The organism is Gillisia sp. CAL575 (assembly GCF_000403785.1).
In the GTDB taxonomy this organism is placed as follows: domain Bacteria; phylum Bacteroidota; class Bacteroidia; order Flavobacteriales; family Flavobacteriaceae; genus Gillisia.
Genome location: NZ_APHJ01000054.1, coordinates 217,944 through 243,663, shown reverse-complemented (window position 1 = coordinate 243,663; position 25,720 = coordinate 217,944). Strand labels below are relative to the sequence as shown.

Genomic DNA, 25,720 nt, shown 5'->3' with positions numbered 1-25,720 from the left:
GAATCTAGATAAAGCTTGAGATAATGATTTCACACATTATCTTTTGCAGGATATAATATTTTTCATTCAAAATTCATCTTGATTAGGTAAAATCGATTTTAAAATGGAGGAGAACTCCTGAAGTTATAAATTCACAAAACGGAATTAAATTTTTTTATATGAAGTTATTAGAAGGTAAAAACGCCATCATTACAGGTGGTAGTAGAGGTATTGGGAAAGGAATTGCTGAAGTATTTGCTAAGCATGGAGCAAATATAGCTTTCACCTATGCTTCCTCTGTAAACGCGGCCAATGAGCTGGAAAAGGAATTAAGCAGCCTCGGTGTAAAAGCTAAAGGCTATAAATCTAATGCTGCAAATTATGAAGAAGCTCAAGAGCTAATTAAGAATGTGGCTGAAGAATTTGGAGCAATAGATATCGTAATTAATAATGCAGGAATAACCAAGGATAATCTACTTATGAGGATGACCGAAGAAGACTTTGACGCAGTAATAGATGTGAATTTGAAGTCTGTATTTAATATGACCAAGGCGGTACAACGAACTATGTTAAAGCAACGTTCGGGTAGCATTATAAATATGAGTTCTGTGGTTGGAGTTAAAGGAAATGCGGGACAATCTAATTATGCAGCTTCTAAGGCTGGTATCATTGGTTTCTCTAAATCTATGGCCTTAGAGTTAGGTTCAAGGAACATTAGAACCAATGTGATCGCACCAGGTTTTATAGAAACCGAAATGACCGAAAAACTGGATGAGAAAACTGTGGAAGGCTGGAGAGAATCTATTCCTTTAAAAAGAGGTGGAACCCCAGAAGATATTGCTAATGCTTGTGTTTTTCTTGCAAGTGATTTAAGTAGTTATATTACCGGACAAGTAATTCACGTAAATGGTGGAATGCTCACTTAGAAATATTTAGAATTGAAACTTATTTTTCCCGGTTCGTATGGGGGAATTAATTTTTAACGGTAAATGAAATTACTTATTTGCTGAATTCAATTTTTAGAAATGCCAATAGCAACAATCTTATATATAACCCTAGCTGCAATTTTTGCGCTAGGGTTTGTTTTTTATGCGTATTTATTTAGGAATATTAATAGGGAGAGAAGAACCTATTTTCTAGGACTAATGCGTTTTATTAGTATTCTTACACTGTTGGTCCTACTTATAAATCCCACAATTAAAAACACAGAATATACAACAGTAAGGCCTGAGTTGGTGATGGCTATAGACGTTTCTAAATCTATTGAGAATTTAGAACAACGAGTCAGTCTTCAGGCTTTGGCCATGAGATTAAAGGAAAATGAAACTTTAAAGAAAAAATTCGAAATTTCGGTATATAACTTTGGAGGGGATATAGAACTTGGAGATGATGATAGTTTGCAAGTCGATAGAAACAAGACCGATATTTACAAAGCGATCGCTCAACTTAATAAGTTATACAAAGACAAACCATCTGCTCTGGTTTTGTTTTCAGATGGAAATTCCACTTATGGCCAAGATTATGAATTCTTTAAGCTGAATAAGAATGTTATACTAAATTCTGTGGTAACAGGCGATACCACAACGACTTTCGATCTTTCTATAAATGCGCTTAATGTTAACAAATATGCATTTCTAAATAATCAATTTCCTGTAGAGATTTTTCTTAATTATTCAGGGAAAGATGCGGTAAAAGCTAATTTTCAATTGAAAGAGGGAAATACTACGTTCTTGAGTAAAACGTTGGATTTCGACAAGGACAATTCTTCTGAGATTATAAATGCAACTTTAACAGCAAAGCAACTGGGGACAAATATTTATGAGGCAATTATTACTTCCCCTCAAAATGAAAAGAACCAGATTAATAATAAGAGAAGGTTTGCAGTTGAAGTAATAGACGAAAGAACTAATATTCTTTTGCTATCTGATATTTCCCACCCGGATATTGGAGCACTTAAAAAATCTATTGAAAGTAATAAGCAAAGAAAGGTATTTTTCAAGAATATTGATAAATTTAATATTTCAGAATTAAAAGATTTTCAATTAGTTATCCTCTATCAGCCAAATAATAAGTTTAATTCGGTTTTTAAAGAATTAGATAGGCAGAAAATTAATCGATTTATAGTTACAGGAACCAAAACTGATTGGAATTATCTTAATAATACTCAGCAATATTTTTCGAAAGCCTCTTCGAATCAAACGCAGGATCTGTTTCCTGTTTACAACCAAAACTTCCTTCAATACCAATTTGAAGATGTTAATTTTAAGGATTTTCCACCTTTAGAAGACGCCTTTGGAACTTTGAATGTCACTACTAAAAATTTCAACACTCTCTTGTATCAAAAGATTGAAGGGATTGCAACACAGCAAGCATTATTAAGCATATTTGAAGAAAACAACACCAAAACAGGAGTATTATTTGGTGAAAATCTTTGGAAATGGAGATTAGAAAACTATAGAATAAATGAAAACTTCGAGCTCATAGATGACTTTTGGAATAAGTTTATTCAGTATTTATCCTCCTCAAAGAAGCGCGATCGGTTGACTTATGAGTCGGAACCTGTTTACTTGGAGAATGATGAAATATTGATAACTGCGCAGTTCTTTGACCAAAATTATGTTGTTTCAACAAGTGTAAACCTTAATATTTCCATTAAGAATTTAGATTCCAAAGAGATCTATGAGGCTCAGATGTTACCTAATGCAAATTTTTATAATGTTGATTTAAATGCACTTAGTAGGGGCAAGTATGAATTCATAATTAAGGAAGCGATTTCAGGAATTCAGAAAAAAGGGAGATTTGAAGTTTTGGAATATAATGTGGAGCAACAATTCTCATCTGCAAATTATGGTAAAATGGAATACCTTGCTAAGAACAATTCCGGCGAAACATATTTAATGGGACAGGAGGTTAAATTAATTAAGGATCTCACAGAGGATAAACGCTTTGTTTCAGTGCAAAAAAGCCGTGAAAAAGCCGTACCTTTAATCGATTGGAAATATTTACTTATCCTGTTGGTGCTAAGTCTTAGCGCCGAGTGGTTTACAAGGAAGTATTTCGGATTAATTTAATAATCACTAAATAATATTTATGGATAAGTTACCAAAGATTGGTTTACCAATTTTAATTTTTGTCATTTTTTTAATCATTTTAATCGCTAAGTCAACTGTTACCATCGATTCTGGTGAAGCAGGAGTTTTATATAGAACCTTTGATGAGGGTGTAGTTACAGATCAACCTCCATTAGGTGAAGGTTTTCATGTTGTTGCTCCTTGGAACAAAGTAATTGTTTATGAAGTTAGGCAACAAGCTTTAGAAGAAAAAATGCAAGTGCTTTCTTCTAATGGTTTGGAAATAAAGCTAGACGTATCGGTTTGGTATGAGCCTTTATATGAACAATTAGGATCTTTACACCAAGAAAAGGGGGAAATGTATGTTGCAAGAGTATTACAACCTGCAGTTAGATCTGCTGCTAGAGCAGTAGTGGGAAGATATATTCCTGAACAATTATATGCTAGTAAAAGAGAAGCAATTCAGAGAGAGATTTTGGAAGAAACCAGAATTCTTCTAAAAAATCAATATGTTCAGGTAAATGAAGTTTTGGTAAGGGATGTTTCTCTTCCACAAAATATTAAGGAAGCAATTGAGCGTAAGTTGAGACAAGAGCAAGAATCTCTAGAATATGAGTTTAGATTAACTAAGGCTACACAAGAGGCGCAACGTCAAAAAATTGATGCTGAGGGTAAAGCTAAAGCCAATGAAATTCTTAGTGCTTCGTTGAACGATCAGATTTTAAAAGAAAAAGGAATTCAGGCAACTGTAGAACTTGCTAAATCCCCTAATGCCAAGGTGGTAGTAATTGGATCTGGTGATTCAGGATTGCCGTTGATCCTTGGAAATAACTAAAATATGTTTAATCAAGTCATAAAATTTTCGAAACGAGTTTTTGTTTCTAAAAAAATATACTAGATTTGCTTTAATTATGAGAACAATTCAACTACATCATCATCATTTTCACTACTGCGCTTTGGCGAGGTGATTTTGATATGTAGTAATTTCAACATATATAAAAACCCGTTTGAGCAATCGAACGGGTTTTTTATTTCCTGTTCGGTTTTCAAAATAAACTTTAAGAAATTTAAAAGATGAGTAAAGAAAAACTAAGAATTGCAATTCAAAAGGCAGGAAGATTAAATGAGGATTCCCTAAAAATACTTAAGGATGCCGGTATATCTATAGACAACGGAAAAGAACAATTAAAAGCAACATCGTCTAATTTCCCAATGGAGGTCTTATATCTTCGGAATGGGGATATCCCTCAATACCTTAGAGATGGTGTTGTAGATATCGCATTTCTAGGTGAGAATGTGCTAGAAGAAAAAGGAGATGATATATTTCAATCTTTAAAATTGGGGTTTTCTAAGTGTAGAGTTTCGTTAGCTGTTCCAAAATCTGTTAAATACAATGGATTGGAAGATCTTGAAGGCAAGAGAATTGCCACTTCTTATCCAAACACCTTAAACTCATTCCTGAAGAAAAAAGGAATTACTGCCGACCTTCATATAATTAATGGTTCTGTAGAAATTGCCCCAAACATTGGCTTAGCAGATGCTATTTGTGATATAGTATCTAGTGGAAATACTTTATTTAAGAACAATTTAAAAGAGGTTGAAGTAATGATGAAGAGTGAAGCTGTTCTAGCGGTCGCTCCCAATATTTCTGAAGCTAGAAGAGAGATCTTAAATAAATTAGAATTTAGACTGAAATCTGTACTTAATGCTAGGTCTTCAAAATATATTCTTTTGAATGCTCCAGATGAGCAATTAGAAGCAATTATTAAATTACTGCCAGGTATGCGAAGTCCTACGGTGCTTCCTTTAGCAGAAAAAGGTTGGAGTTCCATTCATACCGTAATTCAGGAAAAACGATTTTGGGAGATTATACAAGAACTAAAAGAACTTGGAGCAGAAGGAATTTTAGTTGCCCCGATAGAAAAAATGGTACTCTAATTTTATATTCTGTAGACAATGAATAAAATATATAAACCGAAAAAGGAAGATTGGGAATCATTACTCCAAAGACCTACTCAAACTCTAGAAGAAATAGAGTTAACGGTAAATGAAATATTTTCTGAGGTAAGAGCTAAAGGAGATATTGCCGTTTCGAAGTATACAGATCTTTTTGACGGAATAAAATTAAATGATTTTAAAGTTACTATTGATGAAATTGAGGCCGCTAAAAAAATTGTTTCTTCTGAATTGAAAAATGCTATACAATTAGCAAAATCAAATATTGAAAAATTCCACGGAGCACAAAAAACATCTAGATTAGAGGTAACTACTTCGGTAGGAGTGGAATGTTGGCAGGAAAAACGACCTATCCAAAAAGTAGGATTATATATTCCTGGGGGAAGCGCACCTTTATTTTCAACCATTTTAATGCTCGCAACCCCTGCTAATATTGCTGGTTGCACGGAGATCGTTTTGTGTACACCTCCAAACAAGAATGGAGAAATTAATCCAGTTATTCTTTATACAGCTGCACTTTGTGGAGTAAATAAGATTTTTAAGATTGGCGGAATTCAAGCAATCGCGGCACTAACTTTTGGGACAGAAACTGTTCCTAAAGTTTATAAGATATTTGGCCCTGGGAATCAATTTGTGACTGTTGCAAAGCAGTTAGCTACAAAGTTTCAAGTTGCGATAGATATGCCGGCTGGGCCTTCTGAATTACTTGTGGTGGCAGATGCTACTGCCGATGCTGCGTTTGTTGCATCAGACCTTCTTAGTCAGGCAGAACATGGTTCAGATAGTCAGGTAATTCTTATCTCTACTTCAGAAAAATTGATCGAGGCTGTGGAGCGAGAAGTGGAACTTCAGCTAGAGGAATTACCAAGAAAAGAAATGGCTCAAAAGTCAATAGCGAATTCTAAACTCATTTATGTAGAGGATAAAGAATTAGCGATGGAAATAATTAATGAATACGGTCCAGAGCATTTTATTGTTTGCACTGCAGATGACGATTTTTATATTGAGAATGTTGAGAATGCTGGCTCAGTGTTTATTGGTAATTTTACTCCAGAAAGCGCAGGAGACTATGCATCTGGAACAAACCATACGCTACCGACCAATGGATATGCTAAACAATACAGTGGCGTAAATTTAGATAGTTTTATGAAGAGTATGACTTTTCAGAAAATTTCTGAAGAAGGTATTAAGAATATTGGTCCTTCCATAGAGATCATGGCAGAGGCAGAAGGCTTGCAGGCGCACAAGAATGCAGTTACTTTAAGACTTAACAAGCTGAAGAAATAATGGATAAAGTTATTGATATAAAAAAGTTGGTGCGTCCCAATGTATTGGCGCTCGAAGCTTACTCATCTGCTAGAGATGAATATACTTCTGTAGGATCAAAAATGATCTTTTTAGATGCTAATGAAAACCCCAATGAAACTGGAGTGAACAGATATCCAGATCCGCAACAAAAGAAATTAAAAACTAAATTATCGGAGATCAAGAATATCTCTACTAAAAATATTCTTTTAGGGAATGGTAGTGATGAAGTTTTAGATCTTATTTTTAGAGCATTCTGTGAGCCTGCAAAAGATAATATTATTACTTTACCTCCAACTTACGGGATGTACAATGTGTTGGCAGGAATTAATAATGTTGAAAGTAAGGAAGTATTATTAACTGAAGATTTTCAGCCGAAAGTTGAAGGAATCTTTAAGAATGTTGATAGTAATACGAAGCTGATCTTTTTATGTTCTCCGAATAATCCCACAGGGAATTCTTTCAGCAGAAAGAAAATTACTGAAATATTAGAAAGATTTGAAGGTCTTGTGGTTATAGATGAAGCCTATATCGATTTTTCTGAACAGGCAAGTTGGATTGAGGAACTAGATAAATATCCTAACTTAATCATTACTCAGACACTTTCTAAAGCTTTCGGAATGGCAGGAATAAGATTGGGAATTTGTTATGCTTCAGAAGAAATAATTGCGGTCTTGAATAAGATCAAACCGCCGTATAATGTAAATGAGTTAACTCAAAACAGAGCTCAATATCGACTTCAGAATATATCCGAAGTAAATAGGGAAATCGCTGGTATATTGGAACAAAGAGAGTTGTTATCTAAAGCTTTACTTGAATTTAAATATATTGAGGAAATTTATAGGTCTGATGCTAATTTTGTTTTGATAAAGGTTGATGATGCTTCAAAAAGATATAGTCAGTTATTAAATAAAGGTGTCGTTATTAGAAACCGAACTAATCAGCCACTTTGTGAAAACACATTGCGATTAACGATTGGTACAAAAGAAGAAAATTTGAAATTAATTGAGGTTTTAAAAAGTTTGGATTGAAGTAGTACCTCGAGTTATTTTTGTTATTTGATGCTTGATAATATGCATCAAATAATTAATATTTATCCTTAAGGAATTACAATTACTATAATGGCGTCATTCTGAACTTGTTTCAGAATCTAAAAACACTAATAATCACTATCATAATTTCAGACCCTGAAATAAATTCAGGGAGACTAAAGAAATAATTTATTAAAAGCGGATTTCAAATTTTATCAACTGAAATCAAGAATATAACAACATGAAAAAATTACTTTTTATAGATCGTGACGGCACACTGATTCATGAGCCAGAAGATTATCAAGTAGATACTATAGAAAAATTAGAATTTTACCCTCAAGCATTATTCTATTTGTCTAAAATAGCAAAGGAGCTGGATTATGAATTTGTAATGGTTACCAATCAAGATGGATTAGGAACCGATGCTTATCCTGAAACTGCTTTTTGGCCAATTCAGAATTTTGTTTTAAAAACCTTTTCAAATGAAGGGGTGATTTTTAATGAAGTTCTTATGGATAGAACCTTTGCAAAGGATAATTCCCCAACCCGAAAACCCAATACAGGTTTGTTGGAAGAAAATTATCTCAATAATAAAGAATACGATCTTGCCGGCTCTTATATGATTGGAGACCGAATGACAGATATGGAATTTGCTCTAAACTTTGGTGGAAAAGGGATTTTTATTGATACACATGAGGAGCTTGCAAAAGATGAATTAAAAAATGACCAGAAGAAAATTGATAATTCTATTGCGATTAGAACTTCTAGTTGGGAAAAGATCTACGAATTTTTGAAGCTTAAAGAACGCTCTTCAGTAATTAGCAGAAAAACTAATGAGACAGATATCTTTATCAGGCTTAATTTAGATGGAACAGGAAAATCTGATATTTCTACAGGACTGGATTTCTTCGATCACATGTTAGATCAAATTTCTAGACATGGGCAAATGGATCTCGAAATAAAAGTGAAAGGTGATTTGGAAGTAGATGAACACCACACTATAGAAGATACTGCTATTGCTTTGGGAGAAGCCTATAGTCTAGCCCTAGGAAACAAACTTGGTATAGAACGCTATGGGTTCTGCTTACCTATGGACGATTGTCTTGCTCAAGCGGCAATCGACTTTGGTGGAAGAAACTGGTTAGTTTGGGATGCCGAATTCAAACGTGAAATGATAGGGAAAATGCCAACAGAGATGTTTTTCCACTTTTTTAAATCTTTTACAGATGGAGCTAAAGCAAATCTCAACATCAAAGCAGAAGGCAATAATGAGCATCACAAAATAGAAGCCATTTTTAAATCTTTTGCGAAGGCAATTAAAATGGCTGTAAAAAGAGATACTGAAAAGATGATCCTTCCGTCAACAAAGGGAATGCTATAAATTTTAATAGGTAAAAAGCCTAGATGAAGTACTTAAAATGAAAATAGTAATTATAGATTACGGAGCAGGAAATATACAAAGCATCAAGTTTGCTATTAAGCGATTGGGTTTTGAAGCTGTTTTGAGTAGTAACGAAGAAGAAATAAAGAATGCCGATAAAGTGATATTTCCAGGAGTGGGAGAGGCGAGTAGCGCAATGCGAATGCTTAGGCAATCCAAGTTAGATATCCTTATTCCCACTTTGAAACAACCAGTTTTGGGTATTTGTTTGGGAATGCAGTTGATGTGCTCCAAAAGTGAAGAGGGAGAAACTACTGGCTTAGGTATTTTCGATGTTCCGGTAATAAAATTCAATAATTCAGTTAAAGTGCCCCAAATAGGATGGAATCAGATTTGTGAATTGAGCTCGCCTTTATTCAAGAATATTAAGGAGTCCGAATATGTGTATTTGGTTCATAGTTATTACGTATCCGAATGTGAACAAACTATAGCGACTTCTGAGTATGGAGTGAAATATAGTACAGCCTTGAGAAAGAATAACTTTTACGGAGTACAATTTCATCCTGAGAAAAGCAGCAATGCTGGAGAACATATTTTAAAGAATTTTTTAGAATTATAATTAAATAGCAAATGAGAATTATTCCCGCAATAGATATTATAGACGGTAAATGCGTTAGACTTTCTAAAGGAGATTACAATACTAAAAAAATATATAATGAGAATCCTCTTGAGGTTGCAAAAGAGTTTGAAGCCCATGGTATAAAATCTCTTCATCTGGTAGATCTTGATGGTGCAAAGTCCAGCCATATTGTGAATTATAATATTTTGGAACAAATCACGAACAACACCAACCTTCAAGTTGATTTTGGTGGTGGTTTAAAATCTAATAAAGATCTGGAGATCGCTTTTGAGTGTGGAGCACATCAAATCACGGGAGGAAGTATCGCTGTGAAAAATAGAGATCTATTTATTTCCTGGATTGAAAAATACGGAAGTGAGAAAATAATTTTAGGAGCAGATGCTAAAGATGAAAAAGTAGCTATTAGTGGCTGGTTGGAAGAATCTAAAGAAGAACTAGTTCCATTTATAAATACGTATTTAAAAGAGGGATTGCAGTATGTGATCTGTACAGATATTTCTAAAGATGGAATGTTGGAAGGCCCTTCTTTTAATCTTTATGAGAAGATCCTTGCGGAAACCTCTGAAAACGATAAGGCTATTAAACTGATTGCTTCCGGCGGAATTTCTACTTTCGATGAACTTCCAAGGCTTGCAGAAATGGGCTGTGAAGGGACGATTATTGGAAAAGCTATCTATGAGAACAGGATTAGTATGAAGCAACTAGAAGGCTTTATTTTGAACTACAAATAACTTGAGACTATGTTAACTAAAAGAATAATTCCTTGTTTAGACATCAAAAATGGAAGAACAGTAAAAGGAATAAATTTTGTAGATCTTAGGGATGCCGGAGATCCAGTTGAATTAGCAGCAATTTATGCAGCATCTGGAGCAGATGAATTGGTTTTCCTAGATATCTCTGCAACAGAAGAACGACGAAAAACCTTAGCTAATTTAGTTTTAAAGGTTGCAGAAAAGGTAAATATTCCATTTACTGTTGGAGGTGGAATATCTTCTGTAGAGGATGTAGATATATTACTTCAAAATGGAGCAGATAAAGTTTCTATTAATTCTTCCGCAGTTAAAGATCCAGATCTTATAAACAGATTAGCCGCTAAATTTGGAAGTCAGTGTATTACGGTTGCAATAGATGCTAAACTTATAGATGGAGAATGGATCGTGCATTTAGTAGGAGGGAAGGTTCAAACAGAGTTGAATTTATTCGAATGGGCTAAAGAAGTGGAAATGCGTGGTGCAGGTGAAATATTATTCACTTCTATGAATAATGATGGCACCAAAAATGGTTTTGCAAACGAAGCCTTGGCTAAATTATCTACAGAATTAAATATCCCAATAATTGCTTCTGGAGGAGCCGGAAATATGCAACATTTTTGTGATGCATTTATAGAAGGAAAGGCCGATGCCGCTTTGGCAGCGAGTGTTTTTCATTTTAAAGAGATCGAGATAAAGGATTTAAAAGAAGAATTAAAAAATAAAGGAATTCCAGTAAGGCTATAAATTGAAATGAAATATTAAACTTCATGCTTTTGTCTCCCTGAGCGGAGTCGAAGGGTCATTAAAACATCTCGACAACGCTCGATGTGACATTTATATATAATAGGACTAGAATTCAGAATACCAAAAAAATTCACCTTCATAAGAAAATATAATACTATGGAAATAGATTTCAATAAAAATAACGATGATTTAGTACCGGTAATCATTCAGGATAATTACACAAAAAACGTGTTGATGTTGGGGTATATGAATGAGGAAGCTTTTTTGAAAACCAATGAAATTAACAAAGTCACTTTTTTCAGCAGAACTAAGAATAGACTCTGGACGAAAGGAGAAGAAAGTGGAAATTTCCTAGAAGTAGTGAATATCAAGAATGATTGTGATAATGACACCTTGCTAATTTCCGTAATTCCAAATGGTCCTACATGTCATAAGGGAACAGATACTTGCTGGGGAGAAACGAATGAGCCTAATTTCGGATTTCTTTCTGAACTAGAAGGAATTATTGAAGATCGCAAGAAGAAAAGCGAAATAGCACCGGAATTAAGAGCTAAAGAGGATGCTAGTTATGTGATCTCACTCTTTGATGATGGAATGAATAAGATCGCACAAAAAGTGGGAGAGGAGGCCATAGAAACAGTTATTGAAGCAAAAGATGATAATGATGATCTTTTCTTAAATGAAAGTGCCGACTTACTTTTTCATTACATGATTTTATTAAAGGCCAAAGGTTTTGGTTTAAGAGATATTGTTGATGTGCTGGAAAAGCGGCATGCTAAAAAGTAGTTTTTATAAGACTTACTTTCAATAAAAGTCATTCTGAAGGAGTGCAGCAAACTGAAGAATCTTCAACACAAATAAGATTTCTCACTCCGCTCGAAATGACAATTATGATATTCTGAAGGAATGCCTCGAGCTGAAGAATCTCAATGAAGTTCTAAATTTTCATTGAGATTCCTCTGCAGTAGAAATGACAATAGCAAATCCAAAATTTATTATGCTCTGTTTCTTACGTAGATCAATTTGAACCTACCATTTTGATTCTCTCTTGATTCTACTTCAAAATTACTGATAGAACTAATCATAGGAGTTAACTTTTGAAACCCATAGTTTCTGGAGTCAAAATTTGGTTGCTTTTTCTGAAGCAAACCTCCAACATCTCCCAAAAATGCCCAGCCATCTTCATCTGCAACATCAGAAATAGTGCTGGATATTAAATTAAGTACTTTAGGAGTTATCTTATCTACGTTTTGTTTCTTTTTGTCTTTATCTACTTCAACATTGTTTTCAGATTCTTGCTGTTTTGGGTGTGATCCCAAAATTTCAATATAAATAAATCTATCGCAAGCAACTATAAAAGGTTCAGGTGTTTTCTTTTCTCCAATTCCAATCACATTTAAGCCAGATTCTCTTAATCTCGTTGCAAGTTTTGTAAAATCACTATCACTAGATACCAGACAGAATCCCTGTACCTTATTTGAATATAAAATATCCATCGCATCGATGATCATTGCAGAATCTGTTGCATTCTTACCTTGTGTATATCCATATTGCTGAATTGGATTGATGGCATTTTCCAGCAGAACATTCTTCCATTTAGAAAGTTGTGGCTTGGTCCAGTCGCCATAAATCCGCTTGATTGTAGGATTACCGTATTTTGCAATTTCTTCCATCATCTCTTTTACATATGCTGAAGGAATATTATCTCCATCTATAAGTACGGCTAAATTGTTTTCCATTTCTTTTTAAATTTTGTAGGCTAAGTTAAGATTTTAATCCCTCTTTAGGTATTTAGAATTTTAAGACCTGCCTTGATTTTTATAATTAACTAAACTTGTTTTTAAGTGCAGCTCACTTTGTGTTATTCATGTCATGATGCTTATAATCTTTAAATAAATCAAACATCTTACTAAACTTAAGTAGATAATTCATAAACTAAAATAACCATCGTTTAAAATCTACTCCATTCAAATTTTAAACTGGTTCAATATGAATGAGGACATCTGCGATTTGTGGTAGCTTCATTAATATTTCATTCTTCACATTATGTGAAATATCATGACCTTCTTCTACAGTAATTGTTCTGTTTACTCCAATATGAAGATCCACATGATATGTCATTCCAGCTTTTCTGACAAAGCATTTTTCGGTTTCCTGTACTCCTGGAATATTTTCTGCATATTTTCTTATCTCTTCAATAAGGTCGTCATACATATGTTCATCCATAACTTCTCCCAAAGCAGGTCTCATAATGAGGTACGCATTATATAGTATAAATCCGGAAGCAAACAACGCCGCCCAGTCATCTGCAGTTTCGTAGCCTTTTCCCATAAATAGGGCGATAGAAATACCTATAAAAGCCATCAAGGATGTAATAGCATCACTTCTATGATGCCAAGCATCAGCTTTTAGAACAGTGCTATTAATTTCGTCGCTTTTTTTAGATACAATTCTATAAAAGCTTTCTTTTATAATTATAATAATCCCTAAAACTATAAGGGTATAAGACTCAGGAACCTCATGTGGCGTTTTAATGTGTTGAATGCTCTCGTAAGCTATTACCGTAGCAGATACTACCAGAAAACCAACCACAGCAAATGTGATTAAAGGTTCCGCTTTCCCATGACCATAAGGATGGTTGGCATCTGCAGGTTTATTTGCATATCTAATTCCCAATAATACGAAAATGGAGGAGAAAACATCTGTGGTAGATTCTATAGCATCTGCAATTAGAGCATAAGAATTACCTAAAACTCCTGTAATGCCTTTAACTATTGCCAAGACTAAATTCCCCAAAATGCTTAAATAGGTAGTTTTTACTGCTTCTTCAAAATTAGAATTCATAAACCTATATCAGTACTGGTTAAAATGAGAAGATGTTAAAGATATTATTTTTAATTCGGCAAAGAAAATAAAGATTACCACCAAACCACGATAATTCTTTCAAAATTTCCATCTGGATTTTTTATCCATATAAGTGGAGATTTGTTTCTTAAATGTAGATCTTGGATTTGATTGTAAATTGTAGTGTAATTATTCCATTCTTCCCCGAACTTTGGTTCTATAGGCCAGTCTTGCTTTTCCGGAGAGAAGAATTGAAAACCTTCTTGATTGTACGCCCTGAAATCCTTTAAACGTATCCAAAAACCCAGAATACATTCTTCATTGATATGTGGAAAATTATAAGATTTCAATTCTTTAGGAATAAATAGGCTCGCTTTAAAGCAAATTTCCTGTTGAATATCTCCAGAGTCTATATTAATTGATTGAAGATATTCTTTAGTTTCAGACTTATATAATAATGGGAATTGATTTTCTTTAACTTTTTCAATTTTTTGAAGCAAAGAATCCTTTCTATTTGGACCTATCCATCGTTCCATTTCGGTAGTGATTTCTGGGTCGAAAATATAGAATTTGTACATTAATTCAATATGGAGCAGTCTGGAACTTTCGATTTCCTTTAGAATAAAATCCAACTCTCCTAATGTTCTATGTTTATCTCTAATCTGAATATTATTTGCAACAATCTGATAATTTTTGGAAGTATTTATTGCTTCCAAAAAAAAGTTTTCTACTCTCTTCCCGAGTACTAAATTTTTAAAAACTCCCTTTTCTAAAATGCCTTTGGATGGTAAATAAGTTAAGTTTTCAGGAAATTTAAATAAATTTAATCCCATAAACTTTGAATCTCTGAAAATGGAACTTGTGTTTATGAATCCTTCAAACTGATACCTGGTCCTTTCATACATATTTGATACTTATCTGTTTATGTTAATTTTTATTATAAACCATTAATAAAAATTAACATATTAAATACTTTTATTAACGTTTTTAATACAATCTTAACATTCTCGAATGATTTTCATTAATTTTACACTCTAATTTTCTGCTATGATAGAAAAACTCACTGAGTTTTATAAGATGGAATTTTATGATTCCTACGTTATAATAGAATCTAATGCTGATATTGTAGTCAACTCCATAATTGCAGAAAAGACCTTAAAAACTGTCATCAATCATTTTAACGGGGAAAAGTTTGTTATTATTTCGAATAGAAAATCAAACTATACTTTGCAACCAGATGCTTATTCTTCAGGCATATTTAAAAAAGTTAAAGGTATTGCTATTGTATCAAAAAATGAAGAAGTTAGAAAAAGAGCTATTCAGGAGCAGGAAAAATTTAATAGATCATTTGCATTTTTTGAAAACCTAGATGACGCTAAAAATTGGGCGGAAAACTTCTTTGTTACTTATTGATTCTTTTCCTTCTTTCCAAAAAGTTTATTAAAAAATCCTTTCTTCTTTTTGTCATCATTTTTACGATCTCTCTTTTTATCTGACTTTCCGAATAGTTTATCAAAGAATCCATCTTTTTGTGATGCTTCACAATCCATTAAGGCAACAACTTCAGCTGAAGGATAACCAAATTTGGCATTACTTATAGCACTAAAATCAGGATCTTCGTTTATTTTCTGTAGAAATAACGCAAAAATGGGTAAGGCAGAATTAGCACCTTGACCTATTCCAGTATTATTAAAACCAATTCTATGATCATCTGAACCCACCCATGTCACGGCTAGTAATTTAGGAGTTAAACCCACAAACCAACCGTCTTTATTAGATTGAGTAGTTCCTGTTTTCCCAGCGATATCATTCTGTAATCCATAGGTATTTCTAAGTCTTGTCGCTGTACCTTCATTAACTGTGGCCTTCATCATCTCGATCATTATTTCACGAGTGGTTTCAGTGTATGCTGCCTTGTTTTGTATGTCAGGCTTAAATTCGACAAGTAAATTACCTTTACCATCTTCAATTTTTGAAATATAGTATGGTTCAGAAGATCTCCCATTGTTTGCGAAACCAGTATAAGCTTTGGCTAATTCCTTTAAACTAATTTCCCCTGTCCCCAAAGCAATGGAGGGAACTTGAGGTAGTTTAGATTCAATACCCATTTTTTTTGCTTGAGAAATAACATTTCCAACTCCAGTTTCCATTAAGACTTTTACTGCAATGGTATTAATAGAGTTACTTAAAGCATATTTCATATTATAATTCATATCTGGATCATCACCGGTGGAACCAGAATTGGAGGGCGTCCATCCTCCTTGATAGGTTACTTCCCGAATAGAAAAATAGGAGCAAGGCAGTATTCCATTTTCTAAGGCTGCTGTATAAACGATAGGTTTAAACGTAGAACCTACTTGTCTTTTACTTTGCGAAATATGATCGTACTTAAAATTCTCAAAATCTACGCCGCCAACCCAAGCTTTCACAGCTCCTGATGATGGATCTACAGCTAGAAAACCAGTATTTAAAAATTTGAGGTAGTATTTAATGCTATCTAAAGTAGACACTTTTACCAAGTCTTCTTTCCCATAATTAAAAAGCTCTCTTTCCTGAGGGTTTTTATCTAACTCTACTAAAATTTCGTCATCAGATAATCCATCTTTCTTTAATTTTTTATACGATTTTGTACGTTTAACAGCATCTAAGATTAACGTCTTATTTGTAAGCCAAGGAGCTCGAGCTCCGTACGAGCGTTCATGAGATTCCTGTAATTTGGCCATATGGAAGCTTACGGAAGCCTCTGCATATTCCTGCATTTTGGAATTTAGAGTTGTATGTATTATTAGACCGTCTCTATAAATATTAAAACTCTCCCCATTTTTATTTTTTAAAGTATCTAAAATATTTGTTACATCTTTTCTTAGTTGTTCTCTAAAATATGGAGCTAATCCTTGATCGTGACTATAATACTGGTAGTCCAGATTAATATCAGATTGTTTTGCTCGCTGCATTTCAGCTTTAGTTAAATACCCATATTTTTCCATTTGTTGAAAAACAACATCACGACGGAATCTGCTTTTTTCAGGAAAAATTCTTGGATTATAAGAATGGTTAGCTTTAAGCATCCCAATTAAAACCGCCGATTCTTCTAAGGAAAGATTGTTAGTGCTCTTGTTAAAAAATTTCATCGCAGCACTTTCTATCCCAAATGTATTATCACTAAAAGGCACTGTGTTGAGATAAAGTGTTAGAATTTCTTCCTTGTTATATATATCTTCTAAACGTTTAGCAATTATAGATTCCTGAAATTTATTTACTACAATTCCAAAATAGCCATAATCTTTTCTGCCATATAGGTTTTTAGCAAGTTGTAATGTTAAGGTACTTCCACCTCCAGAAGATCTATCCTGTAGCATTAAGGATTTAAAGAATACTCTTAGTAAGCTTCGGCTATCAATTCCATTATGTTCATAGAATCGAACATCCTCAGTAGCTACCAATGCGTTTATTAAGTGCTTAGGGATTTGATTAGAAGTAACCGGCTGTCTATCGAAAATATAATATTTACCAATTAGATCGCCATCCGAAGATAAAACCTGTGTAGCCTGGTTTTGTTTAAGATCCTTTAAATCTTGTGTAGAAGGAATTTCACCAAAAACTCCAAAATAAATGCTGAAATAAAATAAGATAAATACAGTAAAAATAGCTGTTAGTACTATTAGAGACCATTTTAATTTTGGGGAATTCTTAATTCGCTGAAACATTGTATAAGTTAAGGTATACAAATAAACGAATACTAATAAAATTTATAGATGGTGTTTAGTTAATTTTAAGAAAATGAAAACTTATAGTGAAACCAAATTAAAGAGATAATGGTTGAAAAATTAGTTGATAAAGTTTTAATAAAGGGATAAAATGTAAATAGCCGAAACAGAATTTGTCCGGCTATTTTTGAATTTCAATTGCATTAGATGTATCAATTTAAAGTTTATACTCCAAACCTTCTTCTTCCGTACCAATTGTCTCTGGTAGATTGTCTAAGATTTAAGAAGTGTCTTTTGTGAGTTAAATCTCCTTCTTTGATTCCGCTAAAATTCTGACTGATGTTTTCTGATGTTCTCATGATGAATGTTTTTAAATGTTATACTTAATAGACGCATAGAAAATCAATTTGTTACAGTACTAGGTATAAAATAGTACTATTTAACATTTCTTTAACTTTTTAAGTATTTTATTTTAGCATTATCTTCATTTTGGCTAATGTAACTTTTGGAATACCTTAACTTCACAATAGCATTAAATGTTTATTTTTGAAATATGAACAAAATAGCAATCTTAATTATCTTTGGGGTATTTGCATTGGTTGCCCTTATATATTACTCTTTTGATGGTATTGCGCCTAATAGAGATTTCCCTGGGGCCAAAAATATCCAAATAGATAAAAAATGGAATATGCCAATTGTTCTGGAAGAAATTTCTGGAATTTCCTGGATGGATAAAGATCACATTGCATGTGTGGAAGATGAAGAAGCAATTATTTTTATTTATAACCTAACAACTTCTAAAATTGAAAAACAAATAGTATTTGGAGAGGATGGTGATTATGAAGGAATAGCATTGGTAGATAGCGATGCATATGTGCTTAGAAGTGACGGAGTTATTTTTGAAGTTTTAAATTTCCAAAATGATTCTCTTGTAATAAATGAATATTCTACAGGAATGACTAAAGAATATGAATGGGAGGGAATTACTTGGGATAAAAAAAGGAATAGATTACTATTAAGCATTAAAGATAAAGCAGATAAAGAATCCAAACCAATCTATGCTTTTAATTTAAAAACTAAAATGGTAGAAGAGAAGCCAGCATATCAAATAAATTTCAATGATCCTGCATTTAAAATTCTAGAACAAGAAATTAATCAGCAAATTATAGAACCTTCAGAAGTTGCAGTGCATCCTTTTACAGGAGAGATTTATGTTTTAGAAGCAAATAAGCCTAAGCTCTTAATTTTAAATTCGAACGGAACTATTAAAAAACTTCATGTTCTTAGAGAAGAACAGTTTGGGCAACCAGAGGGTCTTACTTTTGATGATCAGGGAAATCTTTATATTTCAAATGAAGGATCTGGAGGTTTAGGAAATATCCTAAAAGTAAACTTGGATAAAGTTCCAGAGAAAAAATAATTTCTAGCTTTTCTGAATTTCTTTAGCTACCGCTTCAACTTCATCTAAAACTCTCAAAAGATTTTCTCCCCAAAGTTTTGCAATATCTTCTTCATTGTATCCTCTTTTTACCAATTCCAGAGTAACATTGAAAGTTTGTGAAGCATCACGCCACCCTTCAATTCCACCGCCACCATCAAAATCTGAGCTAATTCCTACGTGATCAATTCCTATTTTTTCAACTAGATAATCTATATGATCTACATAATCTGAAACATCTACAGGGCCATTTGTTTGTCTCAGTCTTTTAATTTTTTGAGAAGACTTATCCACTATTTTAGAGTACTCCTCCTCGTAAATAGCTTTTTCTACATCGTCTAAACTTCTTATACTATCTCTAGACAATACCATGAATCCAGAATTTTTCCCTTCTTGATTATAGATTGCGTTAACCGCTGCATAATAGCCATTATGTTTGTCAAGATTTACATAGGAACTAAAGGCAACAGTTTGTACTGCACCACCATGCTCTTTAAATAAATCTAAAAGCTCATCATCTAAATTCCTGCTATGGTTACTTAATGCTCTGGCAGAAGAATGAGATGCGATTAATGGAGCTTTAGAAAGTTTGAACATTTGTTTAATTGCTTCCTTAGATGGATGCGAAACGTCTATCATAACTCCCAATCTATTCATTTCTGCAACGGCTTCTTTTCCCAATTCGCTTAAACCATTGTGAAGCCATACATTATCTGCTTCCCCTGTATTAGAATCGCTAAATTGGCTATGGCCATTGTGAGATAGTGACATATATCTAGCTCCTAGATTATAGAATTTTTCTATGTTGGTAAGATCTTCTCCAACAGGGTAAGCATTTTCTACTCCTATCATAGCTACTAATTTCCCATCATTCACTAATTTTCTGACTTCGTTAGAGGAAGTTGCCAGTCCAATTTTATCTGGAGCGATCTCCTCTGTTAGTCTATGGATCGCTTCAAACTTAGACATCGCATTCTTATATGCGGCAGCATAACCAGCTTCATTTAATTTGCCTTGACCTGTATAAACTATAAACCAAGCGACATCTAGGCAGCCATCCATCATTTTAGGAAGGTTCACCTGGGTATTAAGATCTTGCGTGTAATTTTTAGCGGCGGTAAAATTGTTGATATTAATATCATTATGAGTATCTATAGTGATCACTTTTTCGTGAATTTCTTTAGCCTTTTTCCACATTTCAGATTGTTCTTCATTCTGGCCGTAAAAGGAATGGAAACTTAATATACATATTACAAGAACAGATGGGAATTTCATAGAAAGTGTGTTAATTATTAATTTCTTCGGAATTTAATAATTATATTTTACTTGTTACCATAATTATTAATATTGAAATGGTTTTTCACCTAAATTTGATACGATTTTAAAACTATAAATGAAAAAATTAATTGTAGTTAACCACCCGGAAAAATGGAAAATTGCTGTAGATAATATCGCAGTAATATCTTCTCAGGATTATCTTACAAATCCTGAATTTTCCAATCTTAAAAAAGCACGAGTTTTTAATTTATGCAAAGATTATTCTTACCAGTCAAAAGGATATTATGTATCGTTACTTGCAGAGGCTAGGGATCATAGAGCAATTCCTTCAGTAAAAAATATTGTAGATCTTAGAGAGCCCAAACTAGTTAAAATTGTTGCAGATGATTTTGATGACCTAATTCAAAAAAGTCTTAAAAATATAAAGTCTTCTGAGTTTACCTTAAGTGTATATTTTGGGCAAAATGTAGCGCATAAATACAAAGAATTAAGCTCGATGTTTTTCAGGTCTTTTCAGATTCCCTTTTTGAGGATTAATTTTAATTATACCACGAAATGGAATATTAAAAATATCAGGGCTATTTCAGAATCTGAAATTCCTGAAGACCATAAAGATAGTATGCATTTATTTGCTTCAGAATATTTTGCGAAGAAACGATATGATACAGCAAAATCTAATGCTGCAGAATATGATTTAGCAATTCTTGTACAGTCTGGTGATCCTGCTCCTCCTAGTAATACTTTGGCAATAAAGAAATTTACAGAGTTGGCAGAAAAAATGAACTTTTATGTAGAAGTTGTCACCCCAAAGGACCTCTCCAGGTTATCTTCTTTTGATGCCTTACTTATTAGACAGAGTACAGAGGTTAATAATGAAGCCTATACTTTTGCAAGAAAAGCGCAGCAAGAAGAGATTGCAATTGTAGACTATCCCAGTGCTATCTTAAAGTGTTGCAATAAGGTATTTATGGCAGAGGCTTTGCAAAATGCCAATATTCCAACTCCTAAAACGGTTATTGTACATAAAAACAATAAAGCTGAAGTATTAAAGATCACAGGATTGCCATGTGTATTGAAATCGCCAGATTCAACTTTTTCTTTTGGAGTTAAAAAAGCTAAAACCGTAGAAGAATATAATGAGTTAGTTAACTCCATGCTCAAAAAATCTGAACTTATAATAGCTCAAGAATTTTCTTTTTCTGAATATGATTGGAGAATTGGAATTCTAGATAACGAGCCTTTTTTTGCATGTAAATACTATATGGCTAAAGGACATTGGCAAATCTATAACTGGGATGCTTCCATAAAAGACGATCAAGATGGTAATGCAGATTGTTTAGCTATAGAAGATGTGCCTAAAAACGTGATGGATGTTGCATTAAGATCTGCTAAACTTATGGGATTAGGTTTATATGGGATAGATGTTAAAGAAGTAGACGGGGAAGCTTTAGTTATAGAAATAAACGATAATCCAAATATCGATGCTGGAGTAGAAGATAGATATTATGGCGATGAAGTTTATATTAAAATCCTTACGGCATTAAAGAACAGATTAGAAAAAAAATAATATGAGTTATCGGCTTTTTGAAGTATTTGGGATAGAATTGGAATACATGCTCGTAAAGACTACCAATCTTAAGATTACCCCAATCGTAGACAAATTAATGATTCTTAAAAATGGTTCTATAACTTCAGACGTTTCTAATGGCAAAATAGAATGGAGTAATGAGTTGGTTGCTCATGTGGTTGAACTTAAAACAAATGGACCAACAAGACAATTGGAAGATCTGGATGAATTATTTCATAAAAACATCAAAGAGATCAATAAATTACTGCTTGCAGAAGACGCAACATTAATGCCAACTGCCTCACACCCTCTAATGGATCCTGAAAAGGAAATGAAACTATGGGAGCATGATTATAGTGAGATTTATTCTTTATATAACAAGATCTTTGATTGTAGAGGGCATGGGTGGAGTAATGTGCAAAGTATGCACCTTAACTTACCTTTTTTTGGAGACGAAGAGTTTGGAAAATTACATGCTGCTATTAGGGTTCTACTTCCCATTATTCCTGCTCTAAGTGCCAGTTCTCCTATTTTTGATGGAAAAATTACGGGCTTTTTAGATAGTAGGATGGAAGTCTATAAAACCAATCAGAAGGAAATTCCTGAAATGACAGGGAAGGTAATTCCAGAACAAGTATTTACTAAGGAGGATTATATTAAAAGGATCTTTGAGCCTATTAATAAAGCCATTGCCCCTTATGATACAGATAAAATTCTCGACAAACATTTCCTTAATTCACGAGGTGCAATAGCTAGATTTGATAGAAATGCAATTGAAATTCGAGTTATAGATATACAAGAATGCCCAAAGGCAGATATCGCTATAGCGGTTTTAATAATTGAAACTTTAAAACTCTTAGTTTCAGAAGAACTAGTTTCTCTACAGGATCAGAAGAATTGGCATGAGAATGATCTTTTTGCCATCTTTAATGATATAATAGAGGATGCTGAAAACACCCAAATAACTGATTCCAGATTCTTAAATTTATTTGATGTTACTTCAGAATGCACCGCAGGTGAATTGTGGGAATCTTTATACCAGAGGGTTTCAGATGGAATTTCTCCAAAACATAGAAAATCTATTGAATTTATTCTGTCTAAAGGAAGTTTAGCAACAAGAATTCAAAAAGGACTTTTGAATGATTATTCCCATGCTCATATAAATTCTGTCTATTCAGAATTAGTTAGCTGCCTAGAAAACAATAAATTTTATAATCCATGAAATTAGTTTTTACCTGTGAGCATGGTGGGAATGAAATTCCTAAAAAATACCAAGTCTTATTTGTGAATGCTATTGATGCTCTTAATTCTCATCGAGGAATAGATTATGGGTCCTTAGATCTTTTTAAATTTTGTAAATCTTTAAGTGATTTTTCTAAATCTAATACTGTAAGTAGATTATTAATTGAGCTAAATAGATCTAAACACCATCCAAAATTATTTTCAGAGTTCTCAGCAACCCTAAATTTAGAAACCAAAGATAATTTGATATCTGTAATCTATGCGCCTTATAGAGACAAGGTTGAAGCCGAAATTTTAAAACTCATTAAAACAGGGGAGGAGGTAACACATATTTCATTTCATAGTTTTACACCTGTTTTAAATGAAAAAATCAGAAATTCCGATATTGGCATATTATACGATCCATTCAGTAATTCTGAAAAACTACTCAGTAAAAAACTGAAGGAATATTTTCAATATGAATTACCCGATTTTAATATTAGATATAATTATCCTTATTTAGGTACAGCCGATGGCTTTACTACTTATTTAAGAAAGAAATTTCCCGAAAACTATGCTGGGATTGAGTTGGAAATCAATCAGAAATTTATAGGAATAGACAATATGTTTCCACCAAAATTGAAATCAGCAATTTTTAATGCTTTGCTCAAGCTCAGAGAAGTTAAATAATTCTAAAAATAAAAAAACCTCATAATTAGATTTGTATTACTTGTACAAAATCAAATTATGAGGTAAATAATCTAATGATCGATTATTACTTGATCTCTACTACTTCAAGATCAAAAATAAGGTCTTTTCCTGCTAAAGGATGATTTCCATCTACTACAATAGTTTCATCTTTAACTTCAGCAACCAAAAGATTCATTTCTTGACCATCAGGTCCTTTAGAAACTAATCCCATTCCAACTTCTGGAGAGATTTCTGGTGGTAATTGACTTTTTTCAACTTCCTGGATCAATTCTGCACGTGGCTCGCCATATGCTTCAGTCATTGGAATATTGATTGTTTTTTTCTCATTCAATTTCATATCGATAAGACCATTTTCAAAACCAGGTATTAATTGACCTTGACCTAAAGTGAATTCGATAGGATCTTTTCCTTCTGAACTGTCAAAAACTTGTCCGTCTGCTAATTTTCCTGTGTAATGTACTTTTACCGTGTCTTTCTCTTTAACTTGACTCATAAATGTGTTTTTTCAATTTCTAAAAATATGCAAACTTCAATATTGAGATTTACATGTTGTTATTTCTTAAGGTGCCATAACCTTGCCAAAGTCTAGAGACATCATTTAAGACCAATTTCTACTCATATAAAAGCTATAATCATACTTTTGAGCCTAAAAACTGCCTATAATAGTGCATATATTTTGTAAATTGAGTTTTAAAGATGCTATTATTACAGGCTTTAACAATAATCGGTAATTATGTCAGTTATTATCTATATTCAAAAAATAAGAGCAATGACTAGATTATTTCTGGAAATTTCATCTATTTCTTTTTTCGCATTTTTTATGACACTATATGTGAGTTGTAAAGAACCTAAAGAAACTAATGTAGAAGCCATGAATTGGAAAACGGTAGAAGTTACTGCTAGTGCATATAATTCTTTGACATATCAAAATCAAGGTAATCCAAAAATAACCGCTTGGGGAGATACTTTAAAACCAGGAATGAATGTGATTGCGATCTCTCGAGATCTAATGAAAAAGGGGATGGTTTATAATACTCCCGTGAAGATTGATGGTTTATCTGGAATTTTTTTCGTTAAAGATAAAATGCATCATCGCTGGAGAAATAAAATTGACATTTATATGGGAGTAGATGTTCAAAAAGCAAAGAACTGGGGAAGAAAGAAAATAAGTATACAGTATCTAGCTCAAAATGATAGTCTAGTGGAAAACTTAGATTTATAAATCTTAAAAAATTTCATGGCAACCAATAGTGTTTCTCTATCTTATTTTAAAATCCTTAGATTTTCTTTAGTTTTACTTTTTAAATTAGCGCTTTCTAATTAATTAATTTAGGTAGGTTGTTAGTAAAATAAATATGAGAGAAAAGATTATTGATTTCTTACGCGGACTACAATCTATTTTAAGGAATAAATTCCACCAGTACAATCACAAACTGCCCTATATAATATCTATTATCTTGGCATTGATTATAGTTGTTGTGGGGATTAATGTTTTTATAGAATTAACCAATACCCTTAATAGTGATCTTATTGCTAAGTACGATGCGGCTATTACAGAATATGTGATATCTTTTAGAACCCCCTTTTTAAATAAAATTCTTCAATTTATAACTAATCTTGGCGACCTTTATGGTTACATCGTAGTAACAACAATATGTTCACTTTTCTTCTTTTTCAAATTTAAGAACTGGCGCTATGTCGCTCAACTAGTATTTGTTATAATCGTTTCGGGACTTTCAAATCTTGCTTTAAAGGAAGTGATAAATCGTGCGAGACCGACTGCAGAACACTTAGTTTCTGTTCAAACCCTAAGTTATCCAAGTGGTCACGCTATGAGTGCCACAGCATTTTACGGTTTTTTAATTTATTTATGTTATTTTCTGAAGATCAATAAGTGGTTAAAAGGAATTCTAATCTTTATATGCTCCTTTCTTATTGTTAGTATTGGTATAAGTAGAATTTATTTGGGAGTTCATTTCCCTTCCGACATTGCCGGAGGTATAATAGCAGGAACTATTTGGGTTATGTTTTGTGTGCTTATATTCAATATTATTGATCTTTTCCGAAGAGAAGAAGAACGTAAAGCTTAAGGTCT

25 protein-coding genes are annotated in these 25,720 nt (G+C 33.0%); 18 read left to right on the top strand and 7 right to left on the bottom strand.

What is annotated here, in order from left to right; translation table 11 throughout:
* The first annotated feature begins 158 nt into the window (after nt 1-158).
* From fabG to hisIE, 11 genes are all read left to right on the top strand, one after another.
* Nucleotides 159-905, top strand: a complete 747-nt coding sequence (fabG, locus tag I130_RS15795; RefSeq protein WP_034925503.1) for a 3-oxoacyl-[acyl-carrier-protein] reductase — start codon at nt 159-161, stop codon at nt 903-905.
* A gap of 99 nt (nt 906-1,004) precedes the next feature.
* Nucleotides 1,005-3,050: a VWA domain-containing protein gene (locus tag I130_RS15790; protein WP_034925500.1), complete on the top strand. Its 2,046-nt coding sequence runs from the start codon at nt 1,005-1,007 to the stop codon at nt 3,048-3,050.
* Nucleotides 3,051-3,069: 19 nt separating this feature from the next.
* On the top strand, nt 3,070-3,885 hold the full coding sequence (locus tag I130_RS15785) for a prohibitin family protein (protein ID WP_034925498.1): 816 nt from the start codon (nt 3,070-3,072) through the stop codon (nt 3,883-3,885).
* 239 nt (nt 3,886-4,124) lie between these two features.
* The gene (gene hisG, locus I130_RS15780; RefSeq protein ID WP_034925495.1) at nt 4,125-4,988 is read left to right on the top strand and encodes an ATP phosphoribosyltransferase; all 864 of its coding nucleotides are present in this window, start codon (nt 4,125-4,127) and stop codon (nt 4,986-4,988) included.
* 18 nt (nt 4,989-5,006) lie between these two features.
* Nucleotides 5,007-6,293 (top strand): histidinol dehydrogenase, encoded by a 1,287-nt coding sequence (gene hisD, locus I130_RS15775; RefSeq protein WP_034925493.1) that lies wholly within the window; start codon nt 5,007-5,009, stop codon nt 6,291-6,293.
* Complete coding sequence (gene hisC / locus I130_RS15770) at nt 6,293-7,342, top strand: histidinol-phosphate transaminase (protein WP_034925490.1); 1,050 nt, start codon at nt 6,293-6,295, stop codon at nt 7,340-7,342. The genes hisD and hisC overlap by 1 nt, the downstream gene beginning before the upstream one ends.
* Before the next feature lie 241 nt (nt 7,343-7,583).
* Entirely contained in the window at nt 7,584-8,723 is a 1,140-nt protein-coding gene (gene hisB, locus I130_RS15765) for a bifunctional histidinol-phosphatase/imidazoleglycerol-phosphate dehydratase HisB (RefSeq protein WP_034925487.1), read from the top strand.
* Between the two features lie 37 nt (nt 8,724-8,760).
* The gene (hisH, locus tag I130_RS15760) at nt 8,761-9,342 is read left to right on the top strand and encodes an imidazole glycerol phosphate synthase subunit HisH (RefSeq protein ID WP_034925484.1); all 582 of its coding nucleotides are present in this window, start codon (nt 8,761-8,763) and stop codon (nt 9,340-9,342) included.
* A gap of 11 nt (nt 9,343-9,353) precedes the next feature.
* Nucleotides 9,354-10,094 (top strand): 1-(5-phosphoribosyl)-5-[(5-phosphoribosylamino)methylideneamino]imidazole-4-carboxamide isomerase, encoded by a 741-nt coding sequence (gene hisA, locus I130_RS15755; RefSeq protein ID WP_034925482.1) that lies wholly within the window; start codon nt 9,354-9,356, stop codon nt 10,092-10,094.
* 9 nt (nt 10,095-10,103) lie between these two features.
* The gene (gene hisF, locus I130_RS15750) at nt 10,104-10,859 is read left to right on the top strand and encodes an imidazole glycerol phosphate synthase subunit HisF (protein ID WP_034925479.1); all 756 of its coding nucleotides are present in this window, start codon (nt 10,104-10,106) and stop codon (nt 10,857-10,859) included.
* 156 nt (nt 10,860-11,015) lie between these two features.
* The gene (hisIE, locus tag I130_RS15745; RefSeq protein WP_034925476.1) at nt 11,016-11,645 is read left to right on the top strand and encodes a bifunctional phosphoribosyl-AMP cyclohydrolase/phosphoribosyl-ATP diphosphatase HisIE; all 630 of its coding nucleotides are present in this window, start codon (nt 11,016-11,018) and stop codon (nt 11,643-11,645) included.
* A gap of 209 nt (nt 11,646-11,854) precedes the next feature.
* Here hisIE and I130_RS15740 read toward each other — a convergent pair whose 3' ends face one another.
* From I130_RS15740 to I130_RS15730, 3 genes are all read right to left on the bottom strand, one after another.
* The gene (locus I130_RS15740) at nt 11,855-12,598 is read right to left on the bottom strand and encodes an NYN domain-containing protein (RefSeq protein ID WP_034925473.1); all 744 of its coding nucleotides are present in this window, start codon (nt 12,596-12,598) and stop codon (nt 11,855-11,857) included.
* Nucleotides 12,599-12,833: 235 nt separating this feature from the next.
* Complete coding sequence (locus tag I130_RS15735) at nt 12,834-13,703, bottom strand: cation diffusion facilitator family transporter (protein ID WP_034925472.1); 870 nt, start codon at nt 13,701-13,703, stop codon at nt 12,834-12,836.
* A gap of 74 nt (nt 13,704-13,777) precedes the next feature.
* Entirely contained in the window at nt 13,778-14,536 is a 759-nt protein-coding gene (locus I130_RS15730) for a DUF1853 family protein (protein ID WP_034925470.1), read from the bottom strand.
* Nucleotides 14,537-14,750: 214 nt separating this feature from the next.
* Here I130_RS15730 and I130_RS15725 point away from each other — a divergent pair, with 214 nt between their 5' ends.
* A complete protein-coding gene (locus I130_RS15725) occupies nt 14,751-15,116 on the top strand; it encodes a hypothetical protein (RefSeq protein ID WP_034925468.1) in 366 nt (121 codons plus the stop codon).
* Here the strand turns inward: I130_RS15725 and I130_RS15720 are convergent.
* Nucleotides 15,110-17,410: a penicillin-binding protein 1A gene (locus I130_RS15720; RefSeq protein ID WP_034925466.1), complete on the bottom strand. Its 2,301-nt coding sequence runs from the start codon at nt 17,408-17,410 to the stop codon at nt 15,110-15,112. The genes I130_RS15725 and I130_RS15720 overlap by 7 nt on opposite strands.
* A 224-nt stretch (nt 17,411-17,634) precedes the next feature.
* Nucleotides 17,635-17,769 carry a hypothetical protein gene (locus I130_RS16920; RefSeq protein WP_262489277.1) on the bottom strand — a complete coding sequence of 45 codons (135 nt, stop codon included), beginning with the start codon at nt 17,767-17,769 and terminating at the stop codon, nt 17,635-17,637.
* 194 nt (nt 17,770-17,963) lie between these two features.
* Between I130_RS16920 and I130_RS15715 the strand changes: the two genes are divergently transcribed.
* Nucleotides 17,964-18,830, top strand: coding sequence for an SdiA-regulated domain-containing protein (locus tag I130_RS15715; RefSeq protein WP_034925464.1), 867 nt, complete (start codon nt 17,964-17,966; stop codon nt 18,828-18,830).
* 3 nt (nt 18,831-18,833) lie between these two features.
* Here the strand turns inward: I130_RS15715 and I130_RS15710 are convergent, their stop codons facing one another.
* The gene (locus I130_RS15710) at nt 18,834-20,123 is read right to left on the bottom strand and encodes a dipeptidase (protein WP_034925462.1); all 1,290 of its coding nucleotides are present in this window, start codon (nt 20,121-20,123) and stop codon (nt 18,834-18,836) included.
* Nucleotides 20,124-20,241: 118 nt separating this feature from the next.
* Between I130_RS15710 and I130_RS15705 the strand changes: the two genes are divergently transcribed.
* The 3 genes from I130_RS15705 to I130_RS15695 are packed head-to-tail and all read left to right on the top strand — an operon-like array spanning nt 20,242 to nt 23,604.
* Nucleotides 20,242-21,693, top strand: a complete 1,452-nt coding sequence (locus I130_RS15705) for a RimK family protein (RefSeq protein ID WP_034925460.1) — start codon at nt 20,242-20,244, stop codon at nt 21,691-21,693.
* A gap of 1 nt (nt 21,694) precedes the next feature.
* Complete coding sequence (locus I130_RS15700) at nt 21,695-22,915, top strand: glutamate-cysteine ligase family protein (protein ID WP_034925458.1); 1,221 nt, start codon at nt 21,695-21,697, stop codon at nt 22,913-22,915.
* Complete coding sequence (locus I130_RS15695) at nt 22,912-23,604, top strand: N-formylglutamate amidohydrolase (RefSeq protein WP_034925455.1); 693 nt, start codon at nt 22,912-22,914, stop codon at nt 23,602-23,604. Before I130_RS15700 ends, I130_RS15695 begins: the two co-directional genes overlap by 4 nt.
* Before the next feature lie 85 nt (nt 23,605-23,689).
* On the opposite strand, the gene I130_RS15690 is transcribed toward I130_RS15695, so the two are convergent.
* The gene (locus tag I130_RS15690; RefSeq protein WP_034925453.1) at nt 23,690-24,118 is read right to left on the bottom strand and encodes a peptidylprolyl isomerase; all 429 of its coding nucleotides are present in this window, start codon (nt 24,116-24,118) and stop codon (nt 23,690-23,692) included.
* 276 nt (nt 24,119-24,394) lie between these two features.
* On the opposite strand from I130_RS15690, the gene I130_RS15685 reads away from it, so the two are divergent.
* Nucleotides 24,395-24,847, top strand: coding sequence for a 3D domain-containing protein (locus tag I130_RS15685; protein ID WP_410503378.1), 453 nt, complete (start codon nt 24,395-24,397; stop codon nt 24,845-24,847).
* Between the two features lie 133 nt (nt 24,848-24,980).
* A complete protein-coding gene (locus I130_RS15680) occupies nt 24,981-25,715 on the top strand; it encodes a phosphatase PAP2 family protein (protein ID WP_034925450.1) in 735 nt (244 codons plus the stop codon).
* The last annotated feature ends 5 nt before the right edge of the window (nt 25,716-25,720 follow it).